This is a genomic window from Pseudomonas sp. B33.4 (genome assembly GCF_034555375.1).
Classification (GTDB): Bacteria; Pseudomonadota; Gammaproteobacteria; order Pseudomonadales; family Pseudomonadaceae; genus Aquipseudomonas.
The window spans coordinates 1,658,255-1,671,875 of record NZ_CP140706.1 but is presented as its reverse complement, the minus strand read 5'-3'; the positions used below and the strand labels follow the sequence as shown (position 1 = coordinate 1,671,875).

At 61.0% G+C, this 13,621-nt stretch carries 5 protein-coding genes; 2 read left to right on the top strand and 3 right to left on the bottom strand.

All coding sequences use genetic code 11. The features are described 5' to 3' along the window. Window positions 1-51: 51 nt before the first annotated feature. Window positions 52-486, bottom strand: a complete 435-nt coding sequence (locus tag U6037_RS07405; protein ID WP_016984207.1) for a MarR family transcriptional regulator — start codon at window positions 484-486, stop codon at window positions 52-54. Between the two features lie 403 nt (window positions 487-889). After that, on the bottom strand, window positions 890-3,019 hold the full coding sequence (gene recQ / locus U6037_RS07400) for a DNA helicase RecQ (RefSeq protein WP_322846298.1): 2,130 nt from the start codon (window positions 3,017-3,019) through the stop codon (window positions 890-892). A gap of 413 nt (window positions 3,020-3,432) precedes the next feature. Between recQ and U6037_RS07395 the strand changes: the two genes are divergently transcribed. Together U6037_RS07395 and U6037_RS07390 are read left to right on the top strand one after the other, a co-directional pair. Then, window positions 3,433-4,020 (top strand): YecA family protein, encoded by a 588-nt coding sequence (locus U6037_RS07395; protein ID WP_322846297.1) that lies wholly within the window; start codon window positions 3,433-3,435, stop codon window positions 4,018-4,020. Window positions 4,021-4,030: 10 nt separating this feature from the next. After that, complete coding sequence (locus U6037_RS07390; protein WP_322846296.1) at window positions 4,031-4,423, top strand: YbaN family protein; 393 nt, start codon at window positions 4,031-4,033, stop codon at window positions 4,421-4,423. Between the two features lie 328 nt (window positions 4,424-4,751). Here U6037_RS07390 and U6037_RS07385 read toward each other — a convergent pair whose 3' ends face one another. Continuing rightward, window positions 4,752-13,352 carry a retention module-containing protein gene (locus U6037_RS07385; RefSeq protein ID WP_322846295.1) on the bottom strand — a complete coding sequence of 2,867 codons (8,601 nt, stop codon included), beginning with the start codon at window positions 13,350-13,352 and terminating at the stop codon, window positions 4,752-4,754. Between the last annotated feature and the right edge of the window lie 269 nt (window positions 13,353-13,621).

Below are 13,621 nucleotides of genomic sequence, written 5' to 3'. Positions count from 1 at the left end.
CTTATAGTCGGCTCAGCGCGATCTCTCAAAGATCTGGCAGGTGGATGTGCCTCAAGATTTTTCCAGGTTGCCCAGAATGTGCCCGTGAACCCGCATGCACACCTTTAAATCCGCTTCGTCGACACCTTCGAACAATTCGTGGCGCAGTTGCGTGGCAATGGTTTCGATTTGTTCGATCAACGGCAGGGCTGGCGCGCAGAGGACGATCTTTTTCGCCCGGCGGTCTTCCATCACGGACTGGCGTTGCACCAGGCCCTGGCTTTCCAGACTATCGAGCAAGCGCGCAAGGGTCGGACCTTCGACGCCGACGCTCTGCGCCAGCTCTCGTTGGGTCGGTGCTTCTTCAAAACGCGCCAGATGCAGCAGCACCAGCCAGCGCGCCTGAGAAAGCCCCAACCCGGCGAGGCGTCGATCCAGTTCGGCACGCCAGCCACGGGACATCTGGGCCAGTTGCATGCCAAAGCGGTGTTGATCGGTTAACGGCATAAAACACTCACGGTTAGACTGAAAATAAAGAATTTCTAATTATTAGCCAGCTAAGCATGAGCTGCAGTTATAGGCAAGTGGCGGTCTGTACTGAATCGTTACATCTTGAGGCCCCCTCACCCGACCCTCTCCCAAAGGGAGGACTGAATGGGGGATGCTTTAGATATTCAGCGACTTGGGAGTGCTTTGCTGAATCCAGAATTGGAAGGCCCTCACCCTAGCCCTCTCCCAGAGGGAGAGGGGACTGATTGGGGGATATTTGGGAATTACGCCGACGTGGCAGATCGGCGCTGAATCCATAATCGACTCGGGTTTTCAGGTCGATGTATAGCGCGAGACACCTCGGTCGGCCACCTCTCCCTCTCCCTCTGGGAGAGGGCTGGGGTGAGGGTGCTCAGGCGAATTACATTTCGAATTCCGACTGCAACGCAGCCCGCACGCAATACAGCACGCCTTCCGGTACACGCCCGGCAAACAACTCGGCCACTTCGGCGACCGACGGCAACTCGCCTTCGCCATCGAGGAACGCGTCCTGCACTTCGCCCATCAACTCTTCCGGCAAATCCAGCGCCTGCTCAAGTGACAACTGCTGCTTGCCAATCGCCTCGGCAAGCATGGTGTACACATTCTTTTCCGAACACTGCAACTGACCGGCGATCTGTAGCGGGGTCATGCCCGCGCGAGCCAGGGTGATCAGTTCGTGGCGCACGTCGGCCACCGCTTTCGGTGCCTCGACTTCGCCGCCAAGCACTTCGAGGAAGGCATCGCCGTAGCGCTCCAGCTTGCGCGCACCGACGCCGCTGACCCGGGCCATTTCCGCCAGCGAAGTCGGTTGGCTGCGGAGCATTTCCAGCAGCGTCGAGTCGGGGAAGATGACGTACGGCGGCACACCATGTTCTTCGGCCAGTTTGCGTCGCAGCGCGCGCAAGGCTTCCCACTGTTCGCGCTCTTCGCCGCGCACCAGCTGACTGGCCGGGCTCTTGCTGTTGCTCTTGGCGGCGACCTGCGGTTTGAGGTCGCGGCGCAGCTCCAGGCTCACTTCGCCCTTGAGCAGCGGTCGGCAACTGTCATTCAGACGCAGACCGCCATAACCTTCGTGGTCGACATCCGCCAGACCGCGCGCGACCAATTGGCGGAACAGCGAGCGCCACTCGCTTTCGCTCAACGCCTTGCCGACGCCATACACCGACAGATGCTGATGACCGAAGCTGCGGACTTTTTCGTTGTCCTTGCCCAGCAGCACATCAACCAGATGACCAACGCCATAACGCTGACCTGTGCGGAAAATCGCCGACAACGCCTGTCGTGCAGGCTCGGTGGCGTCCCAGGTCTGCACGCCATCGACGCAGTTGTCGCAATGGCCGCAGGGTTCGGGCATGTCTTCATCGAAGTACGCCAGCAGAGTCTGGCGACGGCAACGGGTCTCTTCACACAGCGAAAGCATGGCGTCGAGCTTGTGTTGCTCCAGACGCTTGTGCCGCTCGTCGCCTTCGGAGTTCTGCAGCATCTGCTTGAGCATCACCACGTCTTGCAGACCGTAGGCCATCCACGCATCCGCCGGCAGGCCGTCACGACCGCCGCGACCGGTTTCCTGGTAATACGCTTCGAGGGATTTCGGCAGGTCGAGGTGCGCGACAAAACGTACGTTGGGCTTGTCGATGCCCATGCCGAACGCCACCGTGGCGACCATGATCAGACCTTCCTCATTGAGGAAGCGCTTCTGGTTGAAGGCACGCAGATCGTTGGGCAGACCGGCGTGATACGGCAGTGCCGGGAAACCCTGCTCGCTCAAAAACGTTGCGACTTCTTCGACTTTCTTGCGTGACAGGCAGTAGACAATGCCCGCGTCGCTACGGCGTTCGGCCAGAAACGCCAGCAACTGCTTGCGCGGCTGCTCTTTGGGCACGATGCGATAGAAAATGTTCGGTCGATCAAAACTCGACAGGAAGCGCTCGGCGTTCTGCAGATGCAAGCGTGTGACGATTTCTTCGCGGGTACGCTTGTCGGCGGTGGCCGTCAGGGCAATGCGCGGTACGTCGGGGAACAGCTCGGCCAACTGGCCCAATTGCAGGTATTCCGGACGGAAATCGTGACCCCATTGCGATACGCAGTGCGCTTCATCAATGGCGAACAAGGCAATGTTCAAGCCTTGCAGGAACGACAGCATGCGCGGCTGCACCAGACGCTCGGGCGCCAGATACAACATCTTTACTTCACCGCGCTTGATTTGCGCCGCCAGATCACGCTGCTGCTCGGCGCTCAAAGTGGAATTCAATGCGGCGGCGGCCACACCCAGTTCTTCAAGGGTGGCAACCTGATCGTCCATCAGCGCGATCAGCGGGGACACCACGACCGCAAGGCCATCGCGCAGCAGCGCCGGCACTTGGAAGCACAACGACTTACCGCCACCGGTAGGCATCAATACCAGCGCATCACCGCCGCTGGCCACGCGCTCAATGATTGCACCCTGACGGCCACGAAAACTGTCGTAGCCGAAGATGTCCTTGAGGACGCGTTGAGCCTGTTCGAGCATAAAAACTCCAAAAATCTACCAATACATCCCTGCTCAGGCTGGTTCAGAACAGCCAGGGCTGCTTAAACAAAACGTAAGAGCGCATTGCACGACAGCCGCAAGGCGGGCAGGGATCGCAAAACGCGGCAGTATACCCGAGGCCTTCCCTGCGCAGGGTGCCGCTGATAAGACTCACTCTGCAATTGACCTCACACCGAACCCTGTGGGAGCGGGCTTGCCCGCGAAGAGGCCGGCGCTGACAACTTCTTCATCGACTGATACACCGCCATCGCGGGCAAGCCCGCTCCCACAGGTTTTGCGCCCTACCCGGCATTTGCGTGCGTCCGTGCGGGCAAATCTGCCTTGCGGCTGGCTTGAGCGCGCAAGAAGGCCTAGAATTCCCGCATTGTTTATTCCCCCAAGGTAGCCCCGTAATGTCCTTCGCTGAGCAACTAACCCGCCTGCAAGTCTTTCTCGACGCCGACGAGCTGCACGACGAGGCGTTGGATTACGTGGCCGCCCACGGTTACCTGACCGCCCTGTCGATCTGCGCCGAAGACGTGCCGGATCGCGAGTGGATCGACGCCCTGTTCGCCGAAGAGCCGCATTACAGCAGCGACGCCCAGCGCGAAGAGATCGAAGCCACCCTGATCGGCCTCAAGGCCCACATCGCCCGCCAACTGGCCTCGGATGAAGAATTCGAGCTGCCATGCGAACTGGACCTGGGCGACGAGCCGGACGATTCCGAGCTGCGCGGCTGGTGCATCGGTTTCATGGAAGGTGTGTTCCTGCGTGAAGCGGCCTGGTTCGAAACCGCCGAAGAAGAAGTCAGCGAAATGCTCCTGCCGATCATGGTCGGTTCGGGCCTGTTCGACGAACAGCCGGAATTCGAAGACATCGCCAAGGACGCCAACCTGATGGACGACATGATCGTGCAGATCCCGGAAGCCCTGACCGCGCTGTATCTGCTGTGCCAGGCGCCCGACGAAAAACCGGCCATCCTCAAGCCACGTCACCACTAAGATACGGCCTATGGACAATCCCATAGGCAACCGATCCCTGATGTTGCGCTACATCCTGCTGGCCGTCGGCTGGCTCAGCGTGGCATTGGGGGTGATCGGGATTTTCCTGCCCGTCCTGCCCACCACCCCTTTCCTTCTGCTCGCCGCAGCCTGCTTCGCGCGCAGCTCTCCGCGTTTTTATCAATGGCTGGTCGAGCATCCTCGGCTCGGGCCATGGATCCGCGATTACCTCGATGGCAACGGCATACCGCTCAAGGGCAAGGTCTACGCGATCGGGCTGATGTGGGCGAGCATTCTGTTCTCGTGCTACCTGGTGCCAATGCCGTGGGCGCGGGGGTTCATGTTGACGAGCGCGGTGCTGGTGACGGTTTATATCCTGCGGCAGAAGACTTTGCGACCTTAGGGTCTGCCGGTTCTAGAGTCCCGGTCTGCGACCCGCGTATAGCTGCCCCCCTCATTCGTCTCGGAGTGAACGTTGGCAGCTCCGATGACTGGGGGAGACAGGCATCGGGCACACCCGTTGATCAATGGATTGCCCTTTCTGCCCCTTCGCGAGCAAGCTCGCTCCCACAGGGATCTGCGCCGATCACAAATCTCGGTGACAACCTCAAGACCTGTGGGAGCTAAGTTGCTCGCGAAGGCTGATGGACACGCCACATCTGTCTTCAGGCAGAAGAAACCCGCCGTCCCGGTTGTACGGGACGGCGGGTTTTGTCGTTTCAGCCCTCAGTTCAAACCGTATCCACCTTCAACGAATGATCATTCAGCATCCCGCTGATGATCGTCGCCGTGTCATGCCCACCGGCAACCACCCCACCCGCCCCCGGCGTTACGCCGTAGTGGCTGGCGAGGTTGACGCCGGCCAGGTCGATGGTCTGGTTCGGCGTGGCGCCGGCCATGGCGCTGACGTCGATGCTGGTGAGCACCGAGGCGCCGCTGCCGGTGACGGTGAAGTGCAGGTAGTCGTCCAGCGAGGCGGTGGTGCCGTTCTCGCCTTGCAGCAGTTGCGACAGGTCGAGCTTGTCGGTGCCGGGGGTGAAGTCGGTGATCAGGTCATGGCCACTGTTGCCCTTGAGCCACTGGAAGGTGTCGGCCCCTGAGCCACCGGTCATGGTGTTGTTACCCATGCCGCCGATCAACAGGTCGTCACCGCCGCCACCGTTGAGGATGTCGTTACCCAGACCACCGTTGATCACGTTGTTATTGTTGTCGCCGGTCAGGGTGTCGTTGAAGTTCGAGCCGACCAGATTTTCGATGCCGGTCAGGGTATCGGTGCCGGCGCCAATGGTGTTTTGCGCACCGAGCAGGCCGAGGTTGACGGTTACACCGGCGGTAGCGTGGGCGTAGCTGGCGGTGTCGATACCCGCGCCGCCGTCGAGCAGGTCATTGCCCGGGCCGCTGTAGAGCAAGTCATTGCCGGCGCCGCCGTGCAGTTCGTTGTTACCTGAACCGGCGGTGAGCACGTCGTTGCCGTCGCCGGCGTTGATGATGTTGTCGCCGCTGCCGGCAACCAGCACGTCATCTCCCGAGGTGCCGGTGAGGGTGTGGCCGTCCTGATAGCTGATGGTCACGTTGGCCGTGTCGCTGCCGCCATGATTGTCATTGGCGGTGTAAGTGCCGTGGAAGTCCGGGGTGATGTCGTGGGCCCCGGCGTAGTTGACCGTCATGGTCAGTTGATAGTTTTCCGCCGCGTTGGGGTTACCGCCGCCGCTGGGATTGGCGATGTTGGTGACGTGGATCTGGTAGGTGCCATCGGCGCTGGCGGTGATGGTGCCGCCATCGGCAATGGTCACGAACGCGCCGCCATTGAGCGAGTACTCCAGGGTGATGTGCCCGGCCGCCAGGTTGTGGTCCAGGTTCAGCGTTTCGCCCTGTTTCAGTTTGACCGTGATCAGGTCCTCATCGTTGGCATTGGCGTTGGTCACCGCGCCGAGGTAGCCGCTGATCACCAGCACCGCAGTCATCGCTGCCGTGTTTGCCGCGAACGCGTTGCGCACATCGGCCAGGGTCTGGTTGGCGGCGGTGTTGCTGTTGCCGTTGAACGTGATCGCGCCGGTGCCGGTGAAATCCGCGCCCTTCGCTATCCAACCAGTGTTGAAGGTAGTCGGAGTGGCATTAAGCGTATCGCCATTCGGATCGGTATCGTTGGCCAGCAACAGCTCACCCGGCACCACGATGTTCCCCGACAGCACGTTGGTGATGACGTGATCGTCCACCGCCACTGGCGGCGCGTTGGGGATCACTTTCACGGTCAGCGTCGAACTGGCGAGGTCGCCGTCGTTGTCGCTGACGGTGAAGCCGATGTTCTCGGTGATCACCACCGCCGTGGTTTTCTGCGAGGTGTAGGTGTAGTCGCCGCTGTCGAGGTTGATCACCAATGTGCCGCCATTATTGGTGGCGATGCTCAACGTGTTGTTGGCGGTGTTGAAAGTACCGTGATTGGTGCCGCCGCTTGGCGTCAACGAGCCTTGGCCACTGAGGGCTTTCGGGTCGTAGGTGTAAGTGGTGCCGTCGACCACGATGGACTTGATGAAACCGCCATCGGCGCCGAAGGTGCCGCCCTCGCCCAGCAACGAACCAGTGACCGGCGCGCCCTGCACAGTGCCCGACAGCACCGAGTTGAGTTGATTGAGGTCGGTGACCACCACTGCATTGGTATTGGTGTGGCTGATGCCGTCATAGGCCAGCGGATCGAGGTTGGCGTTGCTCACGCCGCTGCCCAGGCCAATCGCGTAGTTCTTGATGTTGTTGGCATCGAGGAAGTTTTTCAGCGCGGCTTCGTCAGCAGCGTTGATGTCACCTTCATTGGGTTTGCCGTCCGAGAAGAAGTAACCGACGTTCTGCGCCCCGGTGAGTTTGCCCGAGGTGTTGAACGCGGTTTGCATCACCGCCACCGCGGCGTCGTAGTTGGTGCCGCCGCCCGCCGTCAGGCCGGCGAGAATCGTCTTCGCCGTCGCCACATCGACCCATACCGAGGTTCGGTCAGTGGCGTTGCTGCTGAAGGTGACGAGCTGGACTTTGACGTCGCCGAGATCGTCGTACTTGTCGAGCAAGGCACTGATCGCCTGCTTGGCCAGCGCCAGTCGCGACAGGCCCGGCACACCGGAGGCGTCGGCCATACTGCCGGAGATGTCGAGGACGATGAGCAGGTTGGAATCGATCTCCACCGCTGCTACTGAACGATCCGACGCCACGGCTTTTGGCACGTCATCGACGATGTTGACCACGAGGGTGCTGGTGGTGCTGTTGCCCAGCGCGTCAGTGGCTTTGTAGGTAAAACTTTCGCTGAGGGTGTTCGCACCGTCGTTGGCGCTCGGCGAGGTTTTCGGCGCTGAGGTCAGCGTGTAGGTGTAGGTGCCGTCGGCGTTCAGCTGGATCTGCCCGTAAGTGCCAGTGGCGCTGCCGACCAGGGTGTAAGTGATCGCGCCCGTGCCGCCAGTGACTGCGCCGACCAGCGTGCCGGTGGCGGTTTCGCCAGTGTTGCTCGGGTCGCTGCCGGTGACCGTACCAGGGGCCAGATCCGCGCCGTCCTTGCTCAGATCGAGGGCTTTTTCATACACCGTCACGTCCTGATCGACCGAGGCCAGCAGTTTGCTGTCGGCGACGTTTATGGTGATGGTCGTGGTGCTTTCGTCGCCGTCGCTGTCGCGGATGGTGTAGGTGAACGTGTCGGTGGCACCCGGTGGGCTCACCGAGTTCGGGTTGCTGTGGTAAACGGCGTTGCCCGCCGCATCGAGGGTCAGGTAACCGAAGTTGCCATTGATGTTGCTGTTGAGGCCACCGATGGCTGAAGTGCCAGTATTGCTGCCGGCACGCACGCCAACCACCGTGGCCGCGCCATCGGCACCGCTGACGTCATTGCCGAGCACACTGACGTTGACCGTACCGCCCTCCGCCACCGAGCCGGTGTCGGGTTTGGCGGTCGGCAGGTCGTCGATGATATTGACGTTGATCTGACCGTTAGCGGTGCTGCCATCGGTGTCGGTAGCCACCACATTGAAGTTCTCGGTGAGGCTGTTGGCACCGTTGGCGTTCGGGTGGGTTTCGTTATCGACCAGGGTATAGCTGTAGCTGATCACGCCAGTGGCCGGGTTGTAACCGGTGATGGTGAAGGTGCTGCCCAGCGGCGAGACGACCGATTGCGGGAAGCCTGCGGCGACGCCATTAGTGACCACGGCAATGCCGCCGACGGTGAGGGTTTGCAGGCCATCGAGCGCAGTGACGGTGAACGTACCGCTCTGGGTCAGCGCCGGAGTGTTGGGGCTGGTGCCGTCGCTGAGGTTTTTCTCGTAGACGGTGAGTTCGCCGCCGTTGACGTCGAGGCCATTGAGCAGCACCGGATCGTCATTGTTGTGAATGTTCAGCACCAAGTTGGCGGTGCTGGTGTCGCCGTCGGCATCGGTCAGCGTGTAGGTGAAGGTCTCGGTGCCGTTGCCACCGCCATGCAGGTTTTTGAAGTCGGCATCGTTGGGATTCAGCGTGTAGGTGTACGTGCCGTTGGCGTTGAGCACCAGGGTGCCGTACGTACCGGTGAAGGTGCCGGCGGTGATCGGCCCGGCATTTGGTCCGGTCGCCACCACATCGGCGCCTTGCACATCGTTGCTCAGCACGTTGCCGGTCAGGGTCAACTGGGTTTCCGAGGCGCTGTTGATGTTGCTGTCGTTCACTGCTTTCGGCACGTCATCGACGATGTTCACCACAATGGTGCTGGTGACGATGTTGCCCAGCGAGTCGGTAGCCTGATAGGTGAAGGTTTCGCTCAGGCTGTTGGCGCCGTCGTCGGCATGTGGCGTGGTGCTCGCCGGCGAGGTCAGCGTGTAGGTGTACGTGCCGTTGGGGTTGAGGACGATCTGCCCGTAGTTGCCAGTAGCACTGCCGACCAGCGCATAGCTGATCGCACCGACCGCGCCGGTGACCGAACCGACCAGGGTGCCGGACGCGGTTTCGCCGGTGCTGGTCGGGTCGCTGCCAGTGACCGTACCGGGCGCCAGATCCGCGCCGTCCTTGGTCAGATCCAGCGCTTTCTCGAAGACGGTGACGTCGGTGTCGCTGGTCGCGCACAGTTTGCTGTTGGAAACATCGATGGTGATGGTGGTGGTGCTTTCATCGCCGTCGGCATCGCGCACGGTGTAGGTGAACACATCCACCGCGCCCGGGCCGCTCACGACGTTGGGATTGCTGTGGTAAACGGCGTTGCCGTTGGCGTCCAGGGTCAGGTAGCCGTAGGTGCCGTTGATGTTGCTATTGAGGCCGCCGATGGCCGAGGTTGAGGTGTCGGCGCCGGCGCGCACGCCGACCACTGCGCCGGTCACGGCTGGGCCGTCAGCGCCACCGATATCGTTATCCAGAACATTACCGCTGACCGTGCCGCCTTCCGCCACCGACGCGGCATCAGGATGGGCGCTCGGCAAATCATCGACGATGTTGACGTTGATCTGGCCGTTGGCGGTGCTGCCATCGGTGTCAGTCGCCACCACGTTGAAGTTTTCGGTGATGCTGTTGGCGCCGTTGGCGTTTGGATGAGTTTCGTTGTCGACCAAGGTGTAGCTGTAACTGACCACGCCGGTGGCCGGGTTGTAACCGGTGATGGTCAACGTGCTGCCGAGCGGCGTGACGATCGATTGCGGGAAGCCTGCGGCCACGCCGCCGGTGACCACGTTGATGCCGCCCACGGTCAGGGTTTGCAGACCGTCGAGGGCGGTGACAGTGAAGGTGCCGCTCTGGGTCAGCGCCGGTGTATCTGGAGCGGTACCGTCGCTGAGGTTTTTCTCGTAGACGGTGAGCTCGCCGCCATTGACGTCGAGGCCGTTGATGATCACCGGATCGTCGTTGTTGTGGATCTGCAGGACGAGGTTGGCGGTGCTGGTATCGCCGTCCGAATCGGTGATTGTGTAGGCGAAGGTTTCTGTGCCGTTGCCACCACCGTGGAGGTTTTTGAAGTCTGCGTCATTGGTGTTCAGCGTATAGGTGTAGGTGCCGTTGGCGTTCAGAACCAAGGTACCGTAAGTCCCGGTGAATGTGCCTGGCGTGACGGGTCCGGTCGGCACACGATCAGCACCTTGCACATCATTGGTCAGGACGTTGCCGGTGAGGGTCAGCAAGGTTTCCGACGCAGTGCCGGTGTTGCTGTCATCCACGGCTTTGGGCAGATCGTCGACGATGTTCACATCGAGGGTGGCGTTGGCGGTGGTGCCGTTGTCATCGACCACGGTGACGGCGAATTGCTCAGGCAGATTATTCGCGCCGTTGGCAGTTGGATGCGCTTCGTTGTCGACCAGGGTGTAGCTGTAGCTGACCACGCCAGTGGCGGCGTTGAAACCGGTGATGGTCAGCGTACTGCCCAATGGCGTCGTCACGGATTGCGGGAAGCCTGCGGCCACGCCGTTGGTGACCACGGCAATGCCGCCGACGGTCAGCGTTGTCACGCCATCGAGTGCAGTGATGGTGAACGTGCCGCTTTGAGTCAGCGCGGTGGCGTCCGGCGTGCTGCCATCAGTGAGGTTTTTCTCGTAGACGGTGAGTTCGCCGCCATTGACGTCGAGGCCGTTGATAATCACCGGATCGTCGTTGTTGTGGATCTGCAGAACCAGATTCGCTGTGCTGGTATCACCGTCCGAATCATTGATCGTGTAGGCGAAGGTTTCAGTGCCGTTGCCACCACCGTGCAGGTTTTTGAAGTCGGCGTCGTTGGTGTTCAGCGTGTAGGTATACGTGCCGTTGGCGTTCAGCACCAAGGTGCCGTAAGTCCCGGTGAAGGTGCCCGGGGTGACCGGTCCGGTGGGTACACGGTCGGCGCCTTGCACGTCATTGGTCAGGACGTTGCCGGTCAGGGTCAGCAGGGTTTCCGACGCGGTGCCGGTGTTGCTGTCATCCACGGCTTTGGGCAGATCGTCGACGATGTTCACATCAAGGGTGGCGTTGGCGGTGGTGCCGTTGTCATCGACCACGGTGACGGCGAACTGCTCAGGCAGATTGTTCGCGCCGTTGGCCGTTGGGTGTGCTTCGTTGTCGACGAGGGTGTAGCTGTAGCTGACCACGCCGGTGGTGGTGTTGAAACCGGTGATGGTCAGCGTGCTGCCCAATGGCGTCGTGACCGATTGTGGGAAACCTGCCGCTACGCCGTTGGTGACGACGGCGATGCCGCCGACAGTCAGGGTCGTCACGCCGTCCAGCGCAGTGATGGTGAACGTGCCGCTTTGGGTCAGAGCGCTGGAATCCGGTGCGCTGCCGTCGCTGAGGTTTTTCTCGTAAACAGTGAGTTCGCCGCCATTCACGTCGAGGCCGCTGATGACTACTGGATCGTCGTTGTTGTGGATCTGCAGAACGAGATTCGCCGTGCTGGTATCACCGTCCGAATCGGTGATGGTATAGGCGAAGGTTTCCGTGCCATTGCCACCGCCGTGCAGGTTTTTGAAGTCGGCGTCATTGGTGTTCAGCGTGTAGGTGTAAGTGCCGTTGGCGTTCAGCACCAAGGTGCCGTAAGTCCCGGTGAACGTGCCCGGGGTGACCGGTCCGGTCGGTACGCGATCGGCACCTTGCACGTCATTGGTCAGGACGTTGCCGGTGAGGGTCAGCAAGGTTTCAGAGGCTGTGCCATTGGCGTCGTCAACCGCACGGGGAACATCGTCGACGATGTTCACGTCCAGCGTGCCATTGGCGGTGGTGCCGTTATCGTCGACCACCGTGACGGCGAACTGCTCAGGCAGATTGTTCGCGCCATTGGCGTTTGGATGTGCTTCGTTATCGGCCAAGGTGTAGCTGTAGCTGACCACGCCGGTGGCGGCGTTGAAACCGGTGATGGTCAGCGTACTGCCCAATGGCGTGGTCACGGATTGCGGGAAGCCTGCGGCCACCCCGTTGGTGACAACGGCGATGCCACCGACAGTCAGGGTCGTTACTCCATCGAGTGCAGTGATGGTGAACGTGCCGCTTTGAGTCAGCGCGGTGGCGTCCGGTGCGCTGCCGTCACTGAGGTTTTTCTCGTAAACCGTCAGCTCGCCGCCCTCAACGTTCAGGCCATTGATGACCACCGGGTCATCATTGTTGTGGATCTGCAGAACCAGATTCGCCGTGCTGGTATCACCATCGGAATCGGTGATGGTGTACGCGAACGTCTCGGTGCCATTGCCGCCACCGTGCAGATTTTTGAAGTCGGCGTCGTTGGTGTTCAGCGTGTAGGTGTACGTGCCGTTGGCATTGAGCACCAAGGTGCCGTAAGTCCCGGTGAACGTGCCCGGCGTGACTGGCCCGGTCGGCACGCGATCGGCACCTTGCACATCATTGGTCAGCACATTGCCGGTCAGTGTCACCTGCGTCTCTGACGCCGTGCCATTGCTGTCATCAAAGGCCTTGGGCACGTCGTCGGAAATATTGACGTCGAGCGTACCGGTCGCGGTGTCGCCATTGCTGTCACCGGCAATCACGGTGAACTGTTCGCTGAGGTTGTTCGCGCCATCGCCAGCCGCGTGGCTTTCGTTGCCGTTAAGGGTGTAGCTGTAACTGACCACGCCGGTCGCCGGGTTGTAGCCGGTGATGGTCAAAGTGTTGCCCAGTTGCGTGGTGATCGATTGCGGGAAACCGACCGCTACGCCGCCGTTGATCAGGTTGATGCCGCCGATGCTCAGGCTGGTCAGACCGTCCGGCGCCGACACGGTGAAGCTGCCACTTTGCGTCAGTGCGCCCGGATTGGCCGCCGAACCGTCCGGCAGGTTGGCTTCATTGAGGTTCAGTTCGCCGCCCGCGACATTCAGGCCGGTAAGGGTTACCGGGTTGTTGACCGGAGGCGGCACGACGACCACCAGGTTGTCATCGCCGTTGTCGATCACCGCGTTGTGGCGTTCTTCAGGGAATTCAGGAATACCACCGAACCCGGCAGTGGGGAAACCGATGATCGGATCGACCCGGCCGCCGACTTCCGTCAGCAAGACAAAACTGTGGCCGCCGCCCAGCTCACCCGGCGCACCGCCCGGAGCATTCGGGCCGGCGGCAGTGGCTTGGGCGGTTTTGCTCGGGTCATCACCGGCAGCGATGGCTTTCTGGATCTGCTCAACGTCAGTCAGTTGCGCTTCGCTCGGGGTTACGGCTTCCGCAACGTTCACATGCGCCGCTTGATCGGCCAGCAACTGACCGGTCATGGTCAGGCTGCTGTCACGACCCAGGGTCAGTTCCTGGCCGTTCTGCAGATGAACGGCGACGGCGCCTTCTGCGCCGGTGATCAGTTGATCGCCGGCATACAGGCGATCCCCCTCAACCAGTGCGCGTTTAGTACCGTCGGCTGACTGGGCGAAAACCTGGCCAATGACTTTAGTGACTGTGCCGATGAGCGTTGCCATGTGAAATCCTCCGCTGCCGACCACCGTCGGCACTGGTAAGCGAAGCAGCCCATGGCTCAATCGGGTTGTTGGAGGCGACGCTCGCACCTTCAACAGTTCGTTTCGCAGGTGGCTTATTCCGGAAACATCAGTGCTATCAAGCACTTCCGCATTCTGATCAAAGCAATACGCCTACTAACGCTACGTAACGGTGGTGAATCACCCGAGTGACAAAAATCTGTCACTCATCAACCGCTACGCGTCCCTCCCCTTCAGCAGTACTTCGCCGT

Coding starts and splice junctions, on each gene's coding strand:
- U6037_RS07385 (WP_322846295.1), bottom strand. CDS start 13,352: ATGGCAACGCTCATCGGCACAGTCACTAAAGTCATTGGCCAGGTTTTC.
- recQ (WP_322846298.1), bottom strand. CDS start 3,019: ATGCTCGAACAGGCTCAACGCGTCCTCAAGGACATCTTCGGCTACGAC.
- U6037_RS07405 (WP_016984207.1), bottom strand. CDS start 486: ATGCCGTTAACCGATCAACACCGCTTTGGCATGCAACTGGCCCAGATG.
- U6037_RS07395 (WP_322846297.1), top strand. CDS start 3,433: ATGTCCTTCGCTGAGCAACTAACCCGCCTGCAAGTCTTTCTCGACGCC.
- U6037_RS07390 (WP_322846296.1), top strand. CDS start 4,031: ATGGACAATCCCATAGGCAACCGATCCCTGATGTTGCGCTACATCCTG.